Raw genomic sequence first — 23,394 nt, 5'->3', positions numbered from 1 at the left:
AGGCTTTTACGCCTCCTTTTCTGTCTCAATCGCCTAAGATCAATTTCTGTATTCTTTATCAGTATCTCAATGATACCGGCTCGCTAATGCATCTTGCCGCTGGCCTTTGGTAACGCACTGGCATTAGCTCTAACAATGCCTCTGGGCTGGATGCGTGGTTTGATAGCTCCGCAGCAGCCTCCGTCCGATCACAAAATTCAGTCAATTTTGTACTTTGCAGGGAAACCTTATTCGCAATAGTAACCATATAGGTGTCGAGTGTTTGTTCACCCTGCCGCTTTAAAAAGGCACGAAGTGGCGCTTCACTGTTTTTAAGATGAATATCATGCCCACGGACAAAATCATTATAAAGCTCTGGTAATTTGCTAGAGCTATCATAACGACACTGAAGCGCTGCCACCATGAAATGTGTCTGAACAAAACGGACCTTGTCCGCACTCTCTTCAACAGGGCGAATACACAAGGTATTCGCATTGGCTTCTGAACTATCCAATGCTGCTACAGCGCCAAAAGTGATAGCCGCCAATAAAATTTGCCTGATCATTTTATTATCTCCTTACCACTCATTCACACAGCATGCACAAAACGGTCTGAAACCTTCCATACACAAACATAGGTTTAGTTTCGCCGTAAGATGTAAACAAAATCTTAAACTTACAATTTGATATAAATTCATGGTATCTGATGAAAAACGCACCATATTCCGCGATCAAAGCGGTATTTTAGTTACATTCAATGCATTGAAATGCTATAGGCGCGCCTCGTGAATTAAGAATGAAGCGTATTTAGGATTAAAATAAGAGATAAATATGGCAATGAAAGACGCACAAAATAATAAAAAAGCCATTGTATTATTATCTGGTGGATTAGATTCGGCAACTGTCATTCGTATCGCGCAAGATAGCGGATACGACGTCTATGCACTTAGTTTTCAATATGGGCAGCGTCACAGTGTTGAATTAACTGCCGCAAATAAAATTGCAAAAACACTGGGCGTGATAGAGCATAAAACCGCAAACCTTGACCTCCGCCTTTTCGGCGGTAGCGCCTTAACTGATGATATCGACGTTCCAAAGGACCGTGAAGACGACGATATGAGCAGCGACATCCCTGTAACCTACGTCCCTGCCCGAAATACAATTTTCCTGTCCTTTGCCCTTGCTTATGCTGAAACAATTGGTGCAAAGGATATTTTTATCGGTGTTAACGCCCTCGACTACAGCGGATACCCTGATTGCCGGCCTGAGTATATTGATGCCTATGCAAAAATGGCCAATTTGGCGACCAAAGCCGGGGTTTCTGATGAAGAAGTAATTAAAATTCAAACGCCATTGATTGATATGACAAAAGCAGAGATTGTTAGCACTGGAACAAAGTTGGGTGTTGATTATTCCATGACAATCAGTTGCTATGACCCTGACGAAGATGGCAGGGCTTGTGGCCACTGCGATAGTTGCCTGCTGCGCCAAAAGGGCTTTAAGGAAGCGAGCCTTGATGACCCGACACGCTATCAAAATCAAGGGGCATAGTGTGGTCTATAGCGTAAAAGAAATATTTTACACCCTACAAGGTGAAGGCGCAAACGCGGGCCGGCCTGCAATATTCTGCCGTTTTTCAGGCTGTAATTTATGGACAGGCCGCGAAGAAGACAGAAGTAAAGCAATCTGCCAATTCTGTGATACTGACTTTGTAGGGACTGATGGTGTTGGAGGCGGCAAGTTCAAAACCGCGAAAGACCTTGTGGAGCGCGTTCTTTCCCACTGGCCACAGAACACAAATGAGCCCCCCTTCATTGTCTGTACTGGCGGTGAGCCCTTATTGCAACTTGATCAGGTACTTGTTGATACGCTAAACGAATATGGTTTTGTCATTGCTGTAGAAAGCAACGGGACAATTCTTCCACCAAACGGGATTGACTGGCTTTGCATTAGCCCCAAAATTGGATCCGATCTGATTGTCAAAAAGGGCCAAGAGCTTAAGCTTGTTTACCCGCAGGCAGGTGGCGAGCCCGAAAAATTTGACGACTTAAATTTCGAGCATTTTTACCTTCAGCCAATGGATAGCCCTGAACTTATCTCAAACACAGAAAAAGCTGTTGATTACTGCAAAGCTCACCCCAAGTGGCATTTAAGTGTTCAGACCCACAAGGCGATTAATATCCCTTAACGTAGCCTTTAACCGCGACCACGGTAGGTTGGTACACCTTGATCAGGTATCCAGATATTTTCAGGCGCTTTTCCTGTTTGGAAAAATACATCAATCGGGATACCTCCGCGTGGATACCAATAACCACCGAAGCGAAGCCATTTTGGTTTCATTTCTTCAACAAGACGCTCAGCGATCCCAACCGTACAATCTTCATGAAACGCCTGATGATTTCGGAAAGACTGAAGAAACAGTTTCAGTGATTTACTTTCTACAAGTTTTTGATCCGGCACATAGTCTAAAACAAGGTGTGCAAAATCAGGCTGACCGGTTACAGGGCACAGGCTTGTAAACTCAGGGCACGTAAAGCGCACAAGATAATCAGTGCCAGCACGCGGGTTCTGCACCATTTCAAGAACCGCTTCCTCAGGTGTCTTGGGCTGGGTGCTCGTGCTACCGAGCTGCTCTAATCCTTCGTAAACACTATTGGCCATCATCGTCTCTTCGTATTGCTTTAATCCTACCGCGCTATTCATAGGCCTAAACCACTATTTATCAAGATGAAAATGATGCGACAAATTTTCCCATTTAAATGCGTCGATCAAACACGCCTCATAATAGGCACAACTATCTGAAATATTTAGTAAAATTGTATATATATTAAAAACTTAGCATTCAGATTTTATTAAGAAACCAATCGTATTCTGTTAAGGAATCAGGTCCTCAAAAGTGGTCCTGTCGACGAAGTAGTACCGATTTGTATGTCGGCCAGGAGAAGAGTAATGGCAAAAACATATGTTGCCCGGTTTACACCGGGTCAAGTCATCAGGCATATCGGCCTCGGTTATCGAGGTATTATTTTCGATGTCGATGCCACATACGAACAGTCCGATGAATGGTATGAGCTTATGGCCGTATCGAGGCCATCCAAACATCGTCCCTGGTATCATATCCTTGTGGATGGACAAGATCATGTCACTTACGTTGCGGAAGAAAACCTTGTTGCCTGCGATGAAGAAAACGATTTTGAGCATCCTCAATTAAGTGAATTTTTTCACCCTCTAACCGATGGTGGTTTGTCGTCACGGCAAATTTTCAATTAAACGAACGAAATATAAACACCCCTCCTGAAAAATGGGCCAACGTTTGGTTCAAGCCTTTTGGAGGAAACAGTTCCCTTGGGTAGCAAATTAGCTGCCGCCACCTTTGTGGGGTATCTTCGGATACCCCCTTTTTCTTTTTATCCCTATTCCTATCCGCGCATTGAATTTTCTGCACATCAGCCATACAGTCGGTTTTGAGAAGGGAACAATCGTGGCAACACCCAAAGAAACTAGAAAAAATACGCTCGTAGACGCTGTTTGGCTCAGTGAAAATATTCACTCAGATGCGGTGAAGGTTTTTGACTGTAGCTACCATTTGCCTGGCACCAACAGATCTGCTTTTGAAGAATTCACAGCAGCCCATATTCCCGGTGCATATTTTTTTGACATTGACCTAATTGCAGACACTAGGGCGCCTCTTCCCCATATGCTGCCAACGATCGCAACATTTGAAAAAGCAATATATGATTTTGCAATTTCAAAGGATGACACCATCATATGCTATGATAATAGCCCGCTGTTTTCAGCAGCGCGTGTGTGGTGGATGTTCAGGTATTTTGGCTTTGAGAATATCTATATTCTAAATGGTGGCTTATCTGCATGGAAAAACGCAGGGTATAAAACCGTTGATGGGACCTCTAAAGCCGCCCTTCCAACCAACAGTTTCACTCCCTTTATTCCCATTTCAAACGAACAGTTACTGGTAAACAGACTTCAAATAGAGCAGACAATCCATAGCGAAGACACTATGATTATCGATGCGCGCTCAAAAGGCCGTTTTGATGGCTCTGCCCCCGAGCCACGGCCTAATTTGCCATCGGGCCATATGCCGCTTGCTGTAAACATTCCTTATCAGGACCTATTCACAAAGGATGGTCACTATAAAGCCATAGATGCCTTGGAAAATCTGTTTAGTCGCCACAAAATCGACCTCAATCGACCTGTAATCACGTCCTGTGGCTCAGGAATAACCGCATGTACGCTCGCCGCCGCATTAAGTTTGCTTGGCAAATGGGATGTAGCCATCTATGACGGTGCATGGATTGATTGGGCCACACATTATGGTATCAATAATCCACAGGCAAAAATGATAAGGACTATAGAGTAAAATGTCAGACAAACAGCGTGATACAAAGCTTGTAACGGCCGGAAGGCGTAAAGAATGGACCCACGGGATTGTTAACCCGCCAGTTTATCGTGCCTCAACATGTTTGTTTGACAGCTATGCAGAAATGCGTGAGCGCGTTAAAGACCCAAGCGCCAGACATTTATTCTATGGCCGCAAAGGAACCCCGACACAGTGGGCGCTTGAAGATGCGATTACCGAGCTTGAAAACGGCGAAGGCACTATGCTTTTCCCTAGCGGAGTCGCGGCTGTAAATGCGGCTATCCTTGCATGTGTTAAAACTGGGGATCATATCCTTATCACTGATAGCGCCTATGATCCCACACGGTCTTTTGCCAACGGTTTCCTGAAAAAAATGGGTATTACTACGGAATATTATGACCCCACAATCGGCGCCAACATCGAAAGCCTGATCAAAGATAACACCGCTATGATCTTAGTTGAAAGTCCCGGGTCGCTGACATTTGAAGTGCAGGATCTGCCTGCAATTTCAGCGGTCGCAAAACGGCACAATATCCTAATCGTCAGCGATAGCACATGGGGAACACCCTTGTATTTCCCTGCGCTCGAACTCGGGGCTGACATTAGCGTTCATGCCTGCACAAAATATATTGGCGGGCATTCGGATATTATGCTTGGTTCGGCAACTGCAAATCACCGCATGTTTAAACGTTTGCGACAAACCGCGTATTCACTTGGGCAAACGGTCTCTGCCGATGACGCTGCCCTTGGTCTTAGGGGGCTTAGAACCCTCGGCGTTCGCTTGAAGCAGCATGAAGAAAATGCGCTCTTGATTGCCAAATGGCTACAGGATCACCCGCTTATCCATGAGGTACGCCACCCCGCGCTTGAAACAAGCCCAGGACATGACATCTGGAGCCGGGATTTCACTGGCTCAACAGGTCTTTTCTCCATAATTCTCAAATACGGGGATTATCCTGATACGGCCCATCTTGTTGACGAGATGAAATATTTCAAAATGGGCTTTAGCTGGGGCGGGTATGAAAGCCTAATATTACCTAGCGACCCAGAAAGTGCCCGTTCCGCATCAAAATGGTCCAGCCCCGGTCCTTTACTAAGGCTACACATTGGCCTTGAAGATACGGATGACCTCATGAAAGACTTGGAAGCCGGTTTACAGCGCTACAGCGACGCCGTGAAACCATAAGGTTCCTGAAATAGTGTTAAGCCAAAGCGAAATAGAAGCCTTATTGCTCAGCCTAAAAGTGGCAACAAGCGCAACATTGCTTCTATTTCCTATCGCGCTTGCCCTTGCCTTCTTGCTGGCCCGGTATAATTTCAGGGGCAAAATGCTATTGGAAATAATGGTTTATTTCCCGCTCGTCGTTCCTCCTGTCGTTATTGGATATCTGTTGCTAGTGTTTTTATCACCTGCAAGTGCTTTCGGCGCATGGCTGGAGACGATTGGATTAAACCCATCTTTCAGTTGGCAAGCAGCCGCGCTCGCAAGTGGCATTATGGCGATGCCCTTAATGGTTCGGGCTATTCGGCAATCGTTTGAAACACAGGCAATCATTTTCAACGAAGTTGCAGCAACCCTTGGCGCGGGACCATTTAGGCAATTTCTAACAATCAGCCTTCCTCTCGCGCTTCCTGGTATTGCGACCGCTATTGTATTGGGCTTTGCCAGATCGATCGGAGAGTTTGGTGCAACAATCACATTTGCCGCCAATATTCCAGGCCTTACACAAACGCTTCCCCTTGCATTATACACAGAGGCGCAAACCCCAGGCGGAGAAACTGCTGCCTTACGGCTGGCAATTTTATGCTTGATACCAGCCGTTTTAAGTTTATTCATCAGTGAAACCCTAAGCCGCCGTGCTCGGGCTAAAGCTGGATTAAGGCCATGAACATCGCCCTATCTGCAGACGTTCGCTGGGAACATGATACAGCGACTTACAAAGCAAATTTCGCACTCTATGAGGGTGTGAATGTATTGATTGGCCAATCAGGTGCAGGCAAATCAACGCTTTCCCGTATTTTATTGGGGCTAATAAAGCCAATATCAGGAACTATAACACTTAACGATACAACGCTGGTTCATGTTGGAAAGGGTACCTTCTCCCCCGTCCATAAACGCAAAATTGGCTGGGTACCGCAGGATAGCGCTTTGTTTCCGCATATGACGGTTGAAGCAAACATCCGGTACGGTTCTAAGAAACAACAATCCATCGATGACATCCTTGATTTTCTATCAATCAAACATTTGAAAAATCGAAACACACATACCCTATCAGGCGGTGAAGCGCGCCGTGTTGCAATAGCCCGAGCAATTGTTTCTGAACCAGGCCTCCTTATTCTCGATGAGCCAACTAATGGTTTGGACCAGAAATCAAAAGAAACGGTTCTAACACTCATTAAAAAGATTGCTCAAACTCGCTCTATTCCCATTCTTATGATCACGCATGATTATGATGAGATGCTCAAATTGGCCGACCACACCATTTTAATGCATGAAAATCTGATCGTAACAGAAGGCACATTAGAGCATATCACGCAGCACGCTGATTTTTCCCAGGCTCTGGGACTTAAGGAAATCAGCAGCATACTTGAAGGGACATTCGTTGGTACAGAAGATACCTTGTGGAAGATTGATGTTGCAGGGCAAACTCTCTATCTATTCTGTATTGAGCCGATACCTGCTATAAACAGTTGTATCAGGGTACGCCTAAGCTCTAAAGACATTGCACTCAGTCTACAGCCGATTGATGGAACAAGTATTCTGAATCATTTGTCTTGTTCAATTACAGAGATTAACCAACAAAGTGATCAGGTTCTTGTCACACTGAAATTGGAAAATAGTGATCAATGTATTAGCGCACAGATTACGCAAAAATCAGCCGCACTTATGCAGGTAAAAGAAGGTATGCAAGTCTCCGCAATGTTAAAAGCCGTAGCCGTTAAAAGCATAACTTCGGCATAGAACGTGCCGTAAGAGGGCTATCAAATTGACCTCACAATTATTTCACCAACAACAGTAAATTATACTAAGCTATTGAATTTAATATAGTTTAATAGAAACTCAATTCTTCTCTGCACGGAAATAAAATTACCTGTAGATTTCATTCAGTTTAAGTTCATCAAATTTGAATCAAATTGTATCCCAAGCAATATTGGGAACAGCGTTATGAGTAATCCAACATCACATCATCAATCCAGTACGTGGATTCAGGACAACCCACATTTCAAGGCCTGGCTATCATCAAAGTCCATTAAATGGTCCGATTTGAATTATGTTCAAAGGGGCCGAATGATCATTGACTTTTACGATGATCAGTCTGCCCCAACCAACAATCAGAAATTTCAATCCTTTTAAAATAGTTCCGAGTAAAATGTCACAGTCAACGAGTACCAGAACCCCTATCACCAAAACATTCAACGCCCCGGTCAAATTACTGAAAAAAGGCGATATTCTTTTAGAAGACCTAACGAACGCATCAGGCAATCTGATCCTTGCTAAAGGTTACCTTTTGGACGATATGGTGATCAAGAAATTGAACAGGTTAGATGAAATGCAAAGTTTCAAACGTCCGGTTTCTATCGAAAGACCTCTTGCATAAAAACAATCCTAAATGACCACTACTCAAATCACTGAGAAGTCATTATGGAGCATGCAATTAACAACAGGAACGGATGTCGCCGCGCTAAGCCGCGCTAACTAGGGCGGCTGCGATCAAAGACCTTGCTTAACGAGCAAATCTATTCACCTAAATATTGCTGAATAGCAGCGTCGGCCACCGTTATTTTAGCAATGCAATTTTTCTCTGTACTACCGAGCGAGGCGGTGGCGAACCCAATAATATTAAAAAAACGTGGGCCATCATTATATTTGGTTTCCGCGAGCGCAGGTAAATATGCGTTTGTTAAATTAGATAGTTGGTCGAAACATTGGTAGGCATCATTGACGGTCGCCGTTAACGCGGGCGACACCTGGTTAAATGTGCCAATTTGCAGCGCCGTTGTGAAGGATGCTGTGCGAACAACCGGATATTTCACCCCCTCTAACCACGGGGCCTCAGCATATAAAGCCCCCGCCTCCAAGCTTTTAAGCGCATCAAAGGCAAGCGGCGAAACACGTAAATGATATTCTGACTTCGCTATCAATTCATCGCGGTTCAACAACAATTCCTGCTGTATGGAGGACAGGCTCTCTGACGTTGTTTCCTGTTCTTTTAATTCTTCCCAGTGCTGATCAAGCAAAAGCGCAACAAACACACCGATAAACACTACAGCCATATCGTATAAAACACGGCCAAGTGTGAACTCATGATTTTTGCTTGCTTTTGGTTTCATCACCCACTCCCTATGATGCAATTCACATGTCGCATATACTATAGGAATATGGGGAGATTTCTAGAACACTATGGAATTGTAAATAATGGCGACCCCGGCAGGACTCGAACCTGCAACCTATTGATTAGAAGTCAATTGCTCTATCCAGTTGAGCTACGGAGCCATTATTCTTATTTAAAATTATCCGAATATGCCTGAATACGACGTTTCCGAGTATGAGGTTTTTGAACCTCAAAAGGAATATCGTGGCGTTTGGCATAGGATTTTGCTTCATCCAACGAAGGAAATTTCATACGCAATTGGCCACGTGTATCGCTTGAACCAACCCAGCCCATTAGGCTGTCTATCTGTTTCGCAGACGCAGGTTCAAACTCCAGAAGCCACTGCCGTGTATTTGCTGTGCCGGACTGCATTGCTGTTTTAGCGGGTTGGTAAATGCGCGCTTTCATGCCCATTTCCTTATTCATATCTTCGTTGTGTATCTCATCAATGAATGATGCTGCTTGTCACGCGGCCTCTTGTCAATCTTAATTCTAAAACATCAACAAAAACCACGATCAAAAGCTCGGGCACACTAGCTCAATTAAATAAAAAATCAATTATGAAATTACAATTTTTCATCATCTTATAAGAAAAAATGTTCATACAGTTTGTTACATTAATGCACGCAGCTTTTTATTCTCTGGGCACGGGATCACATACACCTTGTGTCCACCGTTTTCACGAAAAGGAAACATACCAATCATAACGTTTGTTTTGTATTCACCGTTTGATGCCATATTAATTCTGGCAAATGCAGGCTTCCCGGCTTGAATAGCATCAATCATCACGGCTTTGCGCGTCTGATAGCATGCGTTTTCGGTAAACTCTTTCAAGAATTGCCCTTGTTTGGCATGAATAGTCATTTCTGACGCTGATGTTCCAAGCAAGGTTAATTGAAAATCAAACTCTTCACCGAGTTCAGTTTCCTTAAAAATCATCAACCAGCGCAAACATGATTTAACGTGGACAGGAGAAAACTGGGTATTATCGGGCATATCACCGTCGGCTAACCCGTCCCAGTATGCTTGAAATTCATGCACAGGGTGATCTGCATCAAAGTCATCAATGACTTGAGGTATCAAGGCAGAATTACATATAGATTCGAAACACTCCCCCCAAGAGAAACTCTCTTTTTCTTCAAGCATTCTTTCCGCAAGGCTCCCTATAGAATTGGAGACACTCTATAGCACATATAGAAAATGTGAAAGATATATCTAAGGCAATAGATAAAAGAAAAGCCGAGCAAATGCTCGGCTATCCTTTAAAAGTCCTGGTTACTTTTATAACTGGTCGGGGAGACTGGATTCGAACCAGCGACCCCCTGTACCCAAAACAGGTGCGCTACCAGGCTGCGCCACTCCCCGACGAGTGGTGATCGTATAGTTTCTGCGATTTTGAGAAGCAAGAGAAAAATTACAAATCGTAAAAAAAAATTCAAAAAGCCCGCAAATCTGATCGTTTGCTCCGCAAATTTCCAAAATTTCAAATGGCAATATGCGACATATGTTCGGTTTTATTTATGATATTCCTCAATCGCACAATCTGATTCCATTCGTTTAACCAGAAGATTGAAAAACAGGATCGAACAAACTTTTATCGCCTCGCGCCCAAGGCTTTAAAAACAGCGCTAATCGTTGCCACAGCTTCGCTTTCATTACGTAATGCAGCCTCTACTGATGCAAAACCATCCTGGAGGCCAACAACCTCTGCCTCACCCTCAACCCACTGTCCGCATTTGGCAGAGCTGACAAAATTAGTAGACAATTTAATCGTTACAAAAGGCGGCGCAGCTACTTTAAACACAGCCGAAGCGATTAGGATATCAGCGAATGTCATTAACATTCCACCGTGGCACACGCCACCCGCATTCAAATGATCGTCAGCGACCCTGAAACCCCGCTTCACCCGATTACCAGGCATTTCCTTCTCGAAAAACGGACCTACATGCCAACCAAAGGGCGAATTGGACACAATAGACTTATATCCGTCCGGCGGAGACGCCTTCGCGATCATCTTTGGTGTCGCTGTTTTTGAGAACATGAAAACTCCTAACCATTTCACCCTAAATTACGCACAAAAAAAGGGCTGAAAAGCCCTTAATATCCTTATACATTTCTTTTCTAAGCGTCGCCAGGTAATGCAATCTGAGCAACAAGCGGACCTCGCTCGCCAGTGCCGATCCGTACTCTCACTTCCTGCGCGGGCTCCAGATCGGTCAATCCTGCTCGCCTCAAGGTTTCAATGTGAACAAAAATATCAGGCCCATCTTTTGTTCTTGACACAAACCCGTATCCCTTGGTCCGGTTAAACCATTTTACAACGACATCTTCGAATTCGTCAGAAACCTCAACATCCATCCCGGGATGAGAAAATGATGACCGTCCAAAATCCTCAGGGGACACAGCCGTCGATAAATCCAGAGAATGAATTTTTAATGCCTGACGCCCACGGCCACGCTCAACAGCATCACATATCACTGTTGTTCCCTCCGGAACTGATCGCCGGCCAACATCACGCAGGACAGAAAAATGCAAAAGCACATCGCCGTCTTCATCATCAGGTACTACAAAACCATACCCTTTAACGGCATCGAACCATTTAATTTTGCCAGAAATTTTTACGCTGGCTTCTTCCCCTTGCTCCTGGCTATCGCCAAGATCTAGCGAATCTGAAGATACAGATTGCATAGCTACCTCATGTACCATCGGTTTAATCCGATTATTTATAGGGGTGCCATTACAGAAAACCGAACAGGTCGTTTTCCCTTCCCCCTTTTCCCTTTAAAAAGCTCTTATCAAAGAAACGCATGAAAGAACTCCACCTCTTTCAATGCTAGCTATAAAAAAACGTGCCCGCAACTATTTTGTTACGAGCACAATATTTTATGCGTTTTCTAGTTAACTAGAAAATTAACGCTAAACGATATTTTCGAACCTAATGTCCAGAGTTACCTGTATCACTGATTGTAGCTGAATGATGCTCAATCAAGTGCTGCTCATACATCGTATCAGTCATTGGCTGAAGGAAGCTATACACACCAATGAAGCCGACAATAGACATCACAATCGTATATGGCAGCGCCATAACAACCATCTTCATGTAGCTGAGGCGAATTAACGGTGCCAGCGCCGATGTCAGCAAGAATAGAAACGCTGCTTGACCATTTGGAGTTGCTACAGACGGAATGTTCGTACCTGTGTTAATTGCAACAGCCATCAAATCGTATGTATCACGTGTAATAACACCATCAGCAAGTGCCTTCGTTGTCTCCGTCACATATACGGTCGCAACAAACACATTATCCGATATTGCTGACAGGACACCATTGGCCACGAACAACGCAGTGATCTGCTCGGACGCAGTTGGCAGCGATAATACAAAGTCTGTTACTGGTTTAAAGAGCGCATTGTCACTAATTACGCCAACAATAGAGAAGAAAACAACCAATAACGCCGTGAACGGTAGCGCTTCCTCGAAAGCATGACCAATTTGATGTTCTTCAGTAATACCGATAAGCGCAGATGCAAGAACGATAACAGACAAGCCGACAAGACCCGGACTGATATGAATAATCAATGCAACAACAAGCCAGATAGCAACCAATCCTTGAACAACAAGTGCTGCTTTATCGCGGCTTGTGCGGCGATCACTTTCATACTTGTCATAGTCAACAATGATATCAAGCACCTTCGCAGGAATACGGGCTCCGTAGCCAAAAATTCCTGTCATTTCGAGAACTGCACACGTTAGCAAACCTGCGCCCAAAACTGGCAAAGTTACTGGAAGCATGCGGAAGAAAAATTCATCAAATTCCCAACCTGCGCGCGATGCAATAAGAATATTTTGTGGTTCACCCACCAATGTCATCACGCCGCCAAGCGCAGTACCAACCGCCGCATGCATCATAAGACTACGTAAAAATGCGCGGAATTGCTCCAGGTCTGTTTCATTAAGCTTGTCGATTTCGCCGTCGGTTGAATGATCATGACCATCGCTGAAACTCTTACCGGAAGCGACTTTGTGATAAATTGAATAGAAGCCTACAGAAATGGCAATCACCACCGCTGTTACTGTCAACGCGTCAAGAAATGCAGATAACACAGCCGCCATTATGGAGAAAATAAGCGACAAGACAATCTTATTGCGCACATTCACCAATATCTTGGTGAACACAAACAACAACATGCTCTTCAAAAAGTAAATCCCTGCAACCATGAACACGAGCAGCATAATTACTTCCAGATTACTCTCAATCTCATGAACAACCGTAGACGTTGAGGTCATGCCGAGGGCGACTGCCTCGATAGCGAGTAGCCCACCAGGCTGAAGCGGATAACATTTCAAGGCCATAGCGAGTGTAAAAATGAACTCGATAATCAAAGCCCAACCGGCGACATAAGGGCCAACCGTATAAAAAAGAATTGGATTTAAAATGAGGAATGCCAAGATTGTCATCTTGTACCATTCTGCGGAATTTCCTAGAAAATTCCTACCCGCCGGACTAGCAAAAACTGCCATTTGTATCCCCTATTATTTGGAAGCAGATATTCATATACGCGAATATATTTTACATATTTCGCTAGCTTTACTTGTCCCTCTATATGAAATCAAGCATATCTGCTCAAAAAAAGATTGTGTTTTACGGTCGATTTTCATCAACTGAAGTATCAACAACTCAAACTCGGCTTACGAATGGAACAAGAACTCAAACATCTTAGCGACTGGCTAGCTAATAAAAATCAAGCTGCTATCGCTTTTGTAACCAAAACCTGGGGGTCTGCCCCACGACAGGTTGGGAGCCTTATGGTCATTCGTGAAGACAGCGTTTTTGAAGGGTCCGTATCAGGTGGCTGTGTGGAAGGCAGTGTTATCGCAGAAGCCGCTAATTTGATTGAGACTCGAAGCAACATCAAACACCTTACTTTCTCTGTCGCCAATGATGATGCCTGGTCCGTCGGATTGGCATGCGGCGGAGAGATTGAAATTTTATTGGTCAGAGTTCACGACGCAAATATTTCATGGCTACACGATACACGTTCAACAATTGATAGCCGTGATCGCGCGGTCCTTACGATCGACCGGCAGACTGGTGACATTCGTCATAACGGCGCCAGCAGTGACCAAACTTCCCATGAGAAGAAACCTAACCAAACAGATCGTTTTTTTTATTTACCGATAACCCCCAAACCCAAAATATTCATCATTGGTGCCGTACATATTACCCAGCACTTATGTGTCATGGCTAATGAATGTAATTTTGACATCACGGTCATTGACCCGCGGGAAGGCTTTATCGATAGCAGAGAGTTTAAGTCTGCGCATATTGTCGCTGACTGGCCGGATGATTATTTTGAGAAAACAAACCTGGACGAACACAGCGCGCTCGTGGCCTTGACCCATGATCCAAAACTCGACGACCCCGCCCTTGTCCCTGCCCTTAAAAGCGATGCTTTTTATATTGGTGCCCTGGGCAGTAAAAAAACACATAATACAAGATACGAACGTCTGCATAACAGCGGTTTCAAGCCACTAGACATTGATAGAATTCATGGTCCAATTGGCCTAGATATAGGATCAAAAACCCCGGCAGAGATTGCTATTTCTATCATTGCGGAAATTGTTCAAACCTACCGTCAAAAGCTGAGCATCCATCATGAAATTTGAATTTAGAAATATTGATGATTGCCAAGGCTGGAAATTGGCCCACAGTATTACGACCAGTAACAAGAAAGTAAAAAAAGCGACTGAAATCACCGCAGAACATATACGTTCATTAAAGTCGGATGGAGTCGAAAAAATTCAGGTTTTCAAGCTCGACAACTTTGACATCGATGAAAATTCCGCAGCAGCAAACATCGCTGACCACCTTATAGGGGCGAACACGCGAAGGGACAAAAGCACGCGTGGCAGATGCAATATTAAATCAACATGTGACGGCCTGATTCAATTTTCCTCATCAATGGAGGATATCAATTTTATTGACGAAGCCATCACACTAGCAACTTTGGCAAACTTTCAACCTGTCAAGGAAGGGCAGCTTATTGCAACAGTTAAGATAATCCCTTACGCGGTTGATAAAGCTTTGCTTAACAAGGCCACGTTAGTCACTGACAAGCTTAACGTCGCTCCTTTCCGCACCTATAATTGCGCCCTTATCTCGTCAGACAGGTCGCTACCCCCAAAAGCAATTTCGATAATAGAGAATCGTGTAAACACCACTCATGGGTGCTTAAAGTCGGTTGATTGGTGCGATCATAACGTTGAAGACTTAAGCGCTAAAATCATATCAACCGCTATGGGCTCTGAGACAGACCTTATCCTTCTGACTGGTATATCTGCGATTTCTGACCGACGTGATATAATCCCCTCGGCGCTTATTGAGGCAGGCGGAACTATTGAGCATCTAGGCATGCCTGTCGATCCGGGCAATTTGTTGATGCTTGGTACGCTCAACGGGAAAATGGTTATTGGTTTACCTAGTTGCGCTAAATCACCAGCACTGAATGGGTTTGACTGGGTTCTCGCTCGGTTTGCCGCAGGCTTGCAAATAACTGCCAAAGACATCAAATCAATGGGACTTGGTGGACTATTAAAAGAGGATCGTAATCGACCGAGCCCGCGCCTTAAAACTTCGTCAGGAGACGATATTTTCAGCAACACCAAAAATAACATTTCAACTGTCGTTTTGGCCGCAGGAAAATCATCAAGGGCACAGCGCAATAAATTGTTGGCATCGCTGGGCACTATGTCCGTTCTTGAAAGAACCTTATCGCTCCTCACTCAATCTGACATGATTGAGGAGGATCAAATACTCCTTGTTACAGGCCACGAACACGACAAGATCAAATCCCTTATAGCAAATGATAAGATTAAAATATGCTATAATGCGAAATATACAGAAGGCATGTCTGAAAGCCTGAAGCTCGCGAACAAACACATTCGCGAGGAAACTGAATTTGTTCTGATTGCACTTGGTGATATGCCGTTTGTTCGACCGCAATCGATAACAACACTTATAAAGGCTGGGGTCGCCAACCCTGAATATCAAATTATTATCCCAACTTTTCATGGCAAAAGAGGAAATCCAGTTTTATGGAACCGAGACAAATTTTACGAAATCAGGAATATATCGGCAGACCAGGGCGGACGAAAAATTATTAAAAACAACGAAGACTATGTTTTGGAAGTCGAAATAGATGATCCTGGTTTATTGATCGATCTGGACACGCCTGAAATGCTGGAACAGTTTGGTTTACGCTAAGATTTCCCGAATATCTTCTTCTTCCATATTGAGGACTTTCTGCGAAAGCTCATATGAAAACCCGCCTCGCGCCATAGAGGCCAATTCCTTTTGAATTTTTGCATCAACATCTTCTTTTGACATTGGACGCCTGAAAGCTCCGAATCTACGACGCTTGACAAAAGAAACAGCAGCGATCAAATCTACGGAAATTGAGCCCCCACCCTCTTCTCTCTCTGAAGACAACTGCGCTAAAATACTGTTTACATCATCAGTTTTCACGCCCTTATAGAATAAATCTTGCTTAATGAGGCGAAGCGGTTTCCCTTTTCTTAATAACGATTTAGCGCGCTCAAGCGCGTACCTAAGATCGTTCACATAATCATACCGCTTACATTTTTCGACAACCTCATCAATCCATGAAAGCTGCTCTGCTGTAGGTTCTACATCACCATTTGCTCTTTGATTTCGCCGCCGCACTTTACGCTTTAGGACTTCGCGCAAATTCGCCTCAGAAGAGGAAAACCGCCCTAAATAATGCAACGCTGCTCGCTCGATATAGCCAGCAGTCACTTTTTTTGTTTGCTGTTCTTTCATGGTCTATATATTCGACATCAATATTAGATGGTCAATTCATAACATTTTCGGCCAATTATGTGTTGCCATACTGCAACATGACATTTTCATTACATATGCAAAATATGCCCGTTACCGTACGTAAAGTTTGTTATTCTTCAATCCGCCTCGATAAACATACAGCCCTACCGCCCCTCACAACCCGCAGAAAACCATAGCTTTTGACACACCGCCTTCAAAGTCAGCTCTAAAAAAACAACCACTTGTTCACTGCGAGTACATAAATCGGTAAATTTGAAAAACATGAAATTCGTTAAAATTCTCTTGCGAAAATTGCAATCAATATGTAATTCAGCCTTGATATTCTTTTGCATATTGTGGAAGAAAATGAGTAACTGCGTCCAAATTGATGTTGGACATAATACAGGATTTTGCGATAACATTTTGCTTCGGACTGATTGAAATTTTTATGATGTCTAACACTTGTTGTTTTCAAAAAGTCCGAGTATTGTTGAACCAGGGCAAATATGGTTGATATCGATACAATGACTATAACACCGACACTAGATCCGACACTTCCACGTCGGTACTCAGATTTCGATACTCTTGTTGAATCGATTGAATATGCAGCTCAGGGAATACGTGGAGCAAATTTTTATAATGCTCGCGGCGACCTTGTTGAGTCGGTAACCTGGCGTCAAATCCGTGACCGTGCCCAAATTATTGGCCGCAAATTATCCGGTATTGGTTTCAAAAAAGGTGATAGAATTGCGCTTATTGCTGAAACAAGCGCGAATTTTGTCGCCTTTTTCATAGGTTGCCAATACGCAAGCGTCCTTCCGGTTCCTTTGCCTCTTCCAACATCATTTGGCGGTAAAGAAGGTTATGTTGCTCAGCTTCGCATGCAAATGGAAAGCTGTCAGGCAAATGGAATTATGGCTCCAGAGTTCATGGAGCAGATTATCGAAACAGCCACCGAAGACCTGGATTTACTCTTCAAGGGCTCAATCGAAGCTTACGAAGCTTTCGAGAAAGATGGCGAACATTGCTTGCCATCAACCGATGATCTTGCATATTTGCAATATTCATCTGGCAGTACCCGTTTCCCGCACGGCGTTGCAGTTACCCACAAATCATTACTTGCCAATACATACGGCATGGGTGCTCACGGTGTGCAGCTTGGGGACGAAGACCGCTGTATTTCTTGGCTTCCCTTCTATCATGACATGGGCCTTGTCGGAACATTGCTGACAACTGTTAATTGTCAGGTATCCGTTGATTTCATCCCAACAGAAGAATTTGCCCGTCGCCCACTAAGCTGGCTACGTGTGATGAGCATGAATGGCGGCACAATCACCTACAGTCCGACATTTGGCTTTGATATTTGTTCACGCCGTGTCGCATCACGTCGTAATGGCATGGACGAACTTGATCTGTCCAAACTCCGCGTTGCGGGCATTGGCGGCGATATGATCCGCCCTGACGTAATGCGTACCTTTACAGAAACATTTGCGCCTATCGGTTTCAGCGACAAAGCATTTTTACCGAGCTATGGCCTTGCTGAATGTACACTCGGTGTTAGCTTCGCTGACATCGGCAAGGGAATTGAGATTGACCTTGTTGAGGAAGCACTCTTAAGTGGCGACCGTCATGTTCTCGTGAACGGCTCTGCCGACAATGAGCGCAAGCGTGAAGTCGTAAATTGCGGCAAACCTTTGCCTGAATATGAAGTCCATATTCGTGATGAAGACGATAACATCCTCTCTGAAACCAGTGTTGGACGTGTTCTTGTTCGCGGTACATCAGTAATGCGCGAATATTTCAATGACCCTGAAACAACGCGTGCCGTCCTCAGTGAAGATGGCTGGTTGGACACAGGCGATATGGGGTACATGAAAAATGGCTACCTTTATATCGTAGGACGCGCCAAGGACATGATCATTGTGAATGGTCGCAATCATTGGCCGCAAGACATCGAATGGGCCGTTGAACAATTACCCGGCGTTAAAAACGGCGATGTAGCAGCGATTTCTGTACCTGGTGAAAATGCTGAAGAAATTCCAATGATTCTAGCCCAGTGTAGGGTTTCCGATTCCTCTGAGCGTGCTAACTTCATCGATGAAATGCGCCGCCATATCCAAAACATTACCGGTATTAATTGCATGGTGGAACTCGTACCACCGAGGTCTTTACCGAGAACCTCTTCTGGTAAACTTAGCCGCTCTAAGGCAAGAAATCAGTATCTTTCCGGCCATCTACAGGCCATTGCCAGCTAATGAGCAATAAAGCAGCGCCAACGAACACTGATCAGGTCATTGCCCTGACAGGGGCTACTGGTTTTCTTGGCCGTCATCTGCTCGAACAATATGTATCAGCTGGCCATAAGGTAAAAGCCTTAACCCGCAGCCCCAAGACATCTTCAGAAACTATTGAATGGGTGGATGGTACACTTGAGGACGATCAAGCGCTTGAAACCTTATGCAAAGGTGCAGACATCGTTGTTCACTGCGCAGGGCTGACCAAGGCATTAAACCGCAATGAATTTTTTGATGTAAACCTCGGTGGCACAAAAAACCTTCTGAAGGCTGCCAAGAACAGCACTATAAAACGGTTCCTGCTTATTTCCAGTTTAGCTGCCAGAGAGCCTCAGATTTCCCATTACGGTGCCAGTAAAAACGCAGCAGAAGGAGCCCTGAAGGCTGGAAAATGGCCCTTTCGATGGACAATCGTACGCCCACCAGCAATTTACGGACCGCATGATATGGAAATCCTTAAGATTTTCAAATCCAGTAACTTTGGTTTTCTTCCGGCCCCGGGGAGCGCTAAAAATCGTTTCTCTATGATACATGTCGAAGACCTAGCTAGCGCAATTATCAAATTACCAGAAACGGGCTATAACCACGACATCGTGGAAATTGACGACGGCAAACCCAATGGCTATCGCCTGGATGATATTGCCACAGCAATAGAAAAAATAGATGAGCGAAAGCCCAAGATTATTCCTGTTCCTTTTCCTGTCCTCGCTTTTCTAGGGATTTTTAGTGATCTATTCGCACAGATAATACGAAAACCAGCTATGCTAACACTGTCTAGTGCATATCATCTCAGTCATCCAGACTGGACGACACGAAACAGTAGACGACCTGTAATACCTGAATACTCGCCACGTTTTGGCCTTGAAGCAGGTTTACAAAACACATTAGAATGGTATCGTCAAAATGGACATTTATGATCATTTGGATTATGTGGGTAAGTAAATATAATCTCGTTGATCTAATCAATTAATAAATCGGACAATGATTATGGCAAATGCCGAAACACTCAGTACTATTTATGACCTTATTGTTCCTTTTAATAAAAAAGGAATTGAGCTTACGCCTGAAACAACTTTTGCAACTAACCTAGAGCTAGACTCTTTAACGGTTATGGACCTTGTTGCCGAGATCGAAGACGAATTCGATATTGTCCTTCCTCTTAATCTATTGCCCGATCTAGAAACAATTTCCCACGTTGCTGACGCGGTCGACAAAATTGTAGCTGATAACGGATAAGCCCATGGACTTGTTTGATAAGTTTGACCCAATTCTAGCCCAAAAAGCGGCCCTTCCCTTCACCAAAGCAGACCCGTTCAAGGTCGTTATGGATGAAATCATATCGGAAACAGAAGCCATTATCGATGGCCGCCACACTATCCTTGCCGGTACGAACAACTATATGGGCATGACGTTCTCGGAAGACTCTGTGGAGGCTGCCAAAAAGGCTATTGATGAATTTGGTACAGGAACCACGGGTTCACGTGTGCTGAACGGAACGTATGGTGGTCATAAAGCCTTAGAGCAAACGATTGCAGATTTCTATGATATGGAAAGCTGCATGGTCTTCTCAACAGGCTATCAGGCAAATCTCGGGCTAATATCCGTTCTTGCGGGTAAGGATGACTATCTTCTTTTGGACGCAGATAGCCATGCCTCTATCTATGACGGTGCGGCGATGGGCAACGCGACAGTTGTTCGGTTTAAGCACAATGACGCCGACAGCCTGGAGAAGAGACTCCGCCGTCTTCCAGAGGACGCAGGCAAGCTTGTAGTTGTTGAGGGCATTTACTCAATGCTCGGTGATGCAGCCCCTCTTAAGGAACTTTTGGAAGTTGCGAAAAAATACGGCGCTATGACACTTGTTGACGAAGCCCACTCCATGGGTTTCTGCGGCGAAAATGGCCGCGGTGTCGCAGAAGATCTGGGCGTTGAACATTTGTCAGACTTTATCGTTGGAACCTTCTCAAAGTCTGTTGGAACAGTTGGTGGCTTCGCGGTATCAAACCATCCTAAGTTTGACATTTTGCGCACAGTTTGCCGTCCTTATATGTTTACGGCCTCGCTTCCACCATCTGTAGTTGCCTCGGCAACTAAATCCATCGAAGCAATTAAACGCGCCGGCAATCGCAGAGCCCACCTTTGGGAAAATGCAAGACGCCTACATGCCGGCCTAAAAGGCGCAGGCTTTACAATGGCGACCGAGAAAGCAGATAGCCCGATTATTGCTGTTTGCTTACCCGATCTACATCAGGCAACCCTATTTTGGGAAGAGCTGATTGTTGCAGGTGTGTATGTCAACATGGCAGCAGCGTTTGCAACACCAGGCGGTGTAAACCTGATGCGCGCAAGCATCTGCGCTCAGCATACAAGCGAGCAAATTGACATTATCATTGAACGCTTCATTCAAACTGCGGGTAAAGTCGGCTTAACATTGAATAGCGTTGCGGCAGAATAAACTTGCTACGATCCTAATTCCAAAGGCGATGGCTGGTTACCATCGCCTTTATTTATTCCACCGACATTGTCACTGATTTTGTTCGAAGGTCACCGCCATCAAAGGGAATGACTTTAATAAAGGCCTTATATTCACCAACAGGCCAACCACCTCTCGGCATCCTGCGGCCGATAAATTGAAACCAGCGCGCTTTATTTTTCTCCATCATTTTAACATTTTCAGCGACAACAGCGCCGTTGGGGGCCAAAATCTGCATTTCAAGCCTGTCACCACGCCTTAGATTAAAATGATCGACCCAAAAGGTTAGAATTGGGGTCGAACGGGAAAATTTAACCTTCGTGTACTCACCTGCCCTCGCTTTGTCTGCATCAGCGCGCTCTGGCGCAAACCCAGCCAGATACGGTATGGCTGACATGTATTTCACTTGGTTTTCCACACTATCTGACCATAATGAAGTCGGATCACCCGAACAGGAAAGAGCGCCTGTTACACTAAAAGGATCAACTTTATTGCCGTCTTTAAATACGCTTAAGTGAACATGTGGGAAAACAGTATTTCCTGAAAGGCCAACCAATCCTATTTTACTTCCGGCCTCAACCTTATCGCCAACTTTAACTGCAATGGACCCTTTTCGCATGTGACAATACTGCGTGCGCCATCCGTTGCCATGATCGATACCAACCCCATTACCGCAATCATTTCCGGCTAATGCTTCGTATCCGATTTCGGAAACAGATATATCCTGCATTGAATTGCGCGTGCCAATCACGACACCCGCAGCACTGGCCAATACATCAACACCTTTATTCATCGCAGTAATAGACGGTATGGCAAAATCAGTTCCGCCATGGCCATTATAGCTGTGTGGGCCACACCGATAATCAGCAGCCTTCTCGCTGGCATCCTGATCAAAATAATTTACGATCCAGCAATTCTGATTCACATTGCATGCAATGGGTTGGTCTAGACTGAAGGAGGCCTCTTCCTCAGAGGCCGCTAAACATGCTGTTTTCCAAAGAATTATCGGAATAGCTATGAATGTGTTTTTGATATTCAATTCTCTACCCTTTCCCATAAGGTGGTCAGAATAGAAATTTACTTCTATTTAAAGGCGCCTTTACGGCGCAAATTCCAAAATAGTGTCACACCAGACATAACCGGGCGCTTGCGCATCCTATCAGTAACTTCAATTTCCACACCTGAATGACGGCCTATTTTCCACGCGAGATAATCAATACCACCATCAAAGGTTAATGACGCCTTTATAAGCCTGGCAACGCTTACAAACTTGCCGTTGGCGCGGCGTAAGAACCACATGAAACTGTTCTTAAAGACAGGCATACGGCTTAATTGCTTATCCCCTCGCTCAGGTTTTTCGGCATTAAGGGCTTTCAACAATAAGGGCGTTAATTGATCATACCGTTCCTGATCCAACGAATAAATTTCCAGCCCCTTCCCTTCCGGTTCAGAACGAAGTTCAGACGCATAAGTGTGCTCAAAAGCTGACACCCACAAATCTTTGGAGGCTCTCGTTGTTCGACATTGGGGTAAAACATGACCAATCATCGTCTGGGCAGCATTCGCAATTGCCTGCCGGATTCTACCCTCTACATTTTCATTCTCAGGCTGAAGTAAAATACACGGCTGACAAAATCGTGCCCACACAGAAACATTAAGGCACTTAGGGCTACATCGATATTCCAAATCCCCTAGCGACAAAACCGCGTACTTAGACCGCACAGTTACACCCTCATGTTGCATTTCATGATAAAAAACATTGGGCGGGATTAATTTGTTAGCAACTGCAAGCCATTTTTTAGGATACGCCGATTTGTAACTATCAACAATGATGTAGAAATCGAGAATTTTGTCTTCAATTTCGCCAGTCCGCAGGCATGACCCATAAAACAAAACGCCATTAACTGCGCTTCCATATTTTTTGGATATTTCGCTCGCCGCAGCCACCACAGCATCAGGGACTTTGCGTTGCCACTCGTTTTTAAAAAAACTATCGAGCGCACCGAGCGCCTTCAATTCGGACATTAACTGATACTCTTTGCTTAAAGCTCAAGGACTTT

25 protein-coding genes and 2 tRNA genes are annotated in these 23,394 nt (G+C 44.5%); 14 read left to right on the top strand and 13 right to left on the bottom strand.

Annotation, left to right across the window (positions count from 1 at the left end; genetic code table 11):
* Positions 1–58 precede the first annotated feature (58 nt).
* A complete protein-coding gene (locus KFF44_RS07055; protein WP_255938468.1) occupies positions 59–544 on the bottom strand; it encodes a hypothetical protein in 486 nt (161 codons plus the stop codon).
* 265 nt (positions 545–809) lie between these two features.
* Between KFF44_RS07055 and queC the strand changes: the two genes are divergently transcribed.
* Together queC and queE are read left to right on the top strand one after the other, a co-directional pair.
* Positions 810–1,529, top strand: a complete 720-nt coding sequence (gene queC / locus KFF44_RS07050; RefSeq protein WP_255938467.1) for a 7-cyano-7-deazaguanine synthase QueC — start codon at positions 810–812, stop codon at positions 1,527–1,529.
* Between the two features lies 1 nt (position 1,530).
* Positions 1,531–2,166 (top strand): 7-carboxy-7-deazaguanine synthase, encoded by a 636-nt coding sequence (queE, locus tag KFF44_RS07045; protein ID WP_370691148.1) that lies wholly within the window; start codon positions 1,531–1,533, stop codon positions 2,164–2,166.
* A gap of 8 nt (positions 2,167–2,174) precedes the next feature.
* Here queE and queF read toward each other — a convergent pair whose 3' ends face one another.
* Positions 2,175–2,639 carry a preQ(1) synthase gene (gene queF / locus KFF44_RS07040; RefSeq protein WP_370691147.1) on the bottom strand — a complete coding sequence of 155 codons (465 nt, stop codon included), beginning with the start codon at positions 2,637–2,639 and terminating at the stop codon, positions 2,175–2,177.
* 288 nt (positions 2,640–2,927) lie between these two features.
* On the opposite strand from queF, the gene hspQ reads away from it, so the two are divergent.
* From hspQ to KFF44_RS07010, 6 genes are all read left to right on the top strand, one after another.
* Entirely contained in the window at positions 2,928–3,248 is a 321-nt protein-coding gene (hspQ, locus tag KFF44_RS07035; RefSeq protein WP_255938462.1) for a heat shock protein HspQ, read from the top strand.
* A 211-nt stretch (positions 3,249–3,459) separates the two neighbouring features.
* Positions 3,460–4,356, top strand: coding sequence for a sulfurtransferase (locus KFF44_RS07030; RefSeq protein WP_255938460.1), 897 nt, complete (start codon positions 3,460–3,462; stop codon positions 4,354–4,356).
* Position 4,357: 1 nt separating this feature from the next.
* Entirely contained in the window at positions 4,358–5,542 is a 1,185-nt protein-coding gene (gene metC / locus KFF44_RS07025; protein ID WP_255938458.1) for a cystathionine beta-lyase, read from the top strand.
* Positions 5,543–5,555: 13 nt separating this feature from the next.
* The gene (modB, locus tag KFF44_RS07020) at positions 5,556–6,245 is read left to right on the top strand and encodes a molybdate ABC transporter permease subunit (protein WP_255938457.1); all 690 of its coding nucleotides are present in this window, start codon (positions 5,556–5,558) and stop codon (positions 6,243–6,245) included.
* Positions 6,242–7,318 carry a molybdenum ABC transporter ATP-binding protein gene (locus tag KFF44_RS07015; protein WP_255938456.1) on the top strand — a complete coding sequence of 359 codons (1,077 nt, stop codon included), beginning with the start codon at positions 6,242–6,244 and terminating at the stop codon, positions 7,316–7,318. The genes modB and KFF44_RS07015 overlap by 4 nt, the downstream gene beginning before the upstream one ends.
* A gap of 409 nt (positions 7,319–7,727) precedes the next feature.
* Positions 7,728–7,955 (top strand): hypothetical protein, encoded by a 228-nt coding sequence (locus KFF44_RS07010; protein WP_255938445.1) that lies wholly within the window; start codon positions 7,728–7,730, stop codon positions 7,953–7,955.
* A 139-nt stretch (positions 7,956–8,094) separates the two neighbouring features.
* Here the strand turns inward: KFF44_RS07010 and KFF44_RS07005 are convergent, their stop codons facing one another.
* The 8 genes from KFF44_RS07005 to nhaB all read right to left on the bottom strand — a co-directional run bounded on the left by KFF44_RS07005 (position 8,095) and on the right by nhaB (position 13,248).
* A complete protein-coding gene (locus tag KFF44_RS07005; RefSeq protein WP_255938442.1) occupies positions 8,095–8,688 on the bottom strand; it encodes a hypothetical protein in 594 nt (197 codons plus the stop codon).
* A gap of 86 nt (positions 8,689–8,774) precedes the next feature.
* A tRNA-Arg gene (locus tag KFF44_RS07000) sits at positions 8,775–8,851 on the bottom strand.
* 7 nt (positions 8,852–8,858) lie between these two features.
* On the bottom strand, positions 8,859–9,137 hold the full coding sequence (locus KFF44_RS06995) for an ETC complex I subunit (protein ID WP_255938441.1): 279 nt from the start codon (positions 9,135–9,137) through the stop codon (positions 8,859–8,861).
* A 204-nt stretch (positions 9,138–9,341) separates the two neighbouring features.
* Positions 9,342–9,875, bottom strand: a complete 534-nt coding sequence (locus KFF44_RS06990; RefSeq protein ID WP_255938440.1) for a hypothetical protein — start codon at positions 9,873–9,875, stop codon at positions 9,342–9,344.
* Positions 9,876–10,017: 142 nt separating this feature from the next.
* Positions 10,018–10,094, bottom strand: a tRNA-Pro gene (locus KFF44_RS06985).
* Positions 10,095–10,323: 229 nt separating this feature from the next.
* A complete protein-coding gene (locus KFF44_RS06980) occupies positions 10,324–10,770 on the bottom strand; it encodes a PaaI family thioesterase (RefSeq protein ID WP_255938439.1) in 447 nt (148 codons plus the stop codon).
* 80 nt (positions 10,771–10,850) lie between these two features.
* A complete protein-coding gene (locus KFF44_RS06975) occupies positions 10,851–11,417 on the bottom strand; it encodes a cold-shock protein (RefSeq protein ID WP_255938438.1) in 567 nt (188 codons plus the stop codon).
* Between the two features lie 247 nt (positions 11,418–11,664).
* Positions 11,665–13,248, bottom strand: a complete 1,584-nt coding sequence (nhaB, locus tag KFF44_RS06970) for a sodium/proton antiporter NhaB (protein WP_255938437.1) — start codon at positions 13,246–13,248, stop codon at positions 11,665–11,667.
* Between the two features lie 174 nt (positions 13,249–13,422).
* On the opposite strand from nhaB, the gene KFF44_RS06965 reads away from it, so the two are divergent.
* On the top strand, positions 13,423–14,394 hold the full coding sequence (locus tag KFF44_RS06965) for an XdhC family protein (protein WP_255938434.1): 972 nt from the start codon (positions 13,423–13,425) through the stop codon (positions 14,392–14,394).
* Positions 14,384–15,991: an NTP transferase domain-containing protein gene (locus KFF44_RS06960; RefSeq protein ID WP_255938433.1), complete on the top strand. Its 1,608-nt coding sequence runs from the start codon at positions 14,384–14,386 to the stop codon at positions 15,989–15,991. The genes KFF44_RS06965 and KFF44_RS06960 overlap by 11 nt, the downstream gene beginning before the upstream one ends.
* Here KFF44_RS06960 and KFF44_RS06955 read toward each other — a convergent pair.
* Positions 15,983–16,567, bottom strand: a complete 585-nt coding sequence (locus KFF44_RS06955) for a regulatory protein RecX (RefSeq protein WP_255938432.1) — start codon at positions 16,565–16,567, stop codon at positions 15,983–15,985. The genes KFF44_RS06960 and KFF44_RS06955 overlap by 9 nt on opposite strands.
* Positions 16,568–17,073: 506 nt before the next feature.
* Between KFF44_RS06955 and KFF44_RS06950 the strand changes: the two genes are divergently transcribed.
* The 4 genes from KFF44_RS06950 to KFF44_RS06935 all read left to right on the top strand — a co-directional run bounded on the left by KFF44_RS06950 (position 17,074) and on the right by KFF44_RS06935 (position 21,316).
* Positions 17,074–18,822: a fatty acyl-AMP ligase gene (locus KFF44_RS06950; RefSeq protein WP_255938430.1), complete on the top strand. Its 1,749-nt coding sequence runs from the start codon at positions 17,074–17,076 to the stop codon at positions 18,820–18,822.
* Positions 18,822–19,778 carry an NAD(P)-dependent oxidoreductase gene (locus KFF44_RS06945; protein WP_255938428.1) on the top strand — a complete coding sequence of 319 codons (957 nt, stop codon included), beginning with the start codon at positions 18,822–18,824 and terminating at the stop codon, positions 19,776–19,778. Before KFF44_RS06950 ends, KFF44_RS06945 begins: the two co-directional genes overlap by 1 nt.
* Before the next feature lie 70 nt (positions 19,779–19,848).
* Entirely contained in the window at positions 19,849–20,097 is a 249-nt protein-coding gene (locus tag KFF44_RS06940; protein WP_255938426.1) for an acyl carrier protein, read from the top strand.
* Positions 20,098–20,101: 4 nt separating this feature from the next.
* Complete coding sequence (locus KFF44_RS06935) at positions 20,102–21,316, top strand: aminotransferase class I/II-fold pyridoxal phosphate-dependent enzyme (RefSeq protein WP_255938424.1); 1,215 nt, start codon at positions 20,102–20,104, stop codon at positions 21,314–21,316.
* 52 nt (positions 21,317–21,368) lie between these two features.
* Here the strand turns inward: KFF44_RS06935 and KFF44_RS06930 are convergent, their stop codons facing one another.
* Both KFF44_RS06930 and KFF44_RS06925 read right to left on the bottom strand, forming a co-directional pair.
* Positions 21,369–22,373: a M23 family metallopeptidase gene (locus tag KFF44_RS06930; protein ID WP_255938423.1), complete on the bottom strand. Its 1,005-nt coding sequence runs from the start codon at positions 22,371–22,373 to the stop codon at positions 21,369–21,371.
* A gap of 44 nt (positions 22,374–22,417) precedes the next feature.
* On the bottom strand, positions 22,418–23,359 hold the full coding sequence (locus KFF44_RS06925; protein ID WP_255938421.1) for a hypothetical protein: 942 nt from the start codon (positions 23,357–23,359) through the stop codon (positions 22,418–22,420).
* Positions 23,360–23,394: the final 35 nt, after the last annotated feature.

Source organism: Kordiimonas sp. SCSIO 12610, assembly GCF_024398015.1.
Classification (GTDB): domain Bacteria; phylum Pseudomonadota; class Alphaproteobacteria; order Sphingomonadales; family Kordiimonadaceae; genus CANLMI01.
Note: the sequence above shows the minus strand (reverse complement) of the source record. Positions and strands in the feature narration are given on the sequence as shown.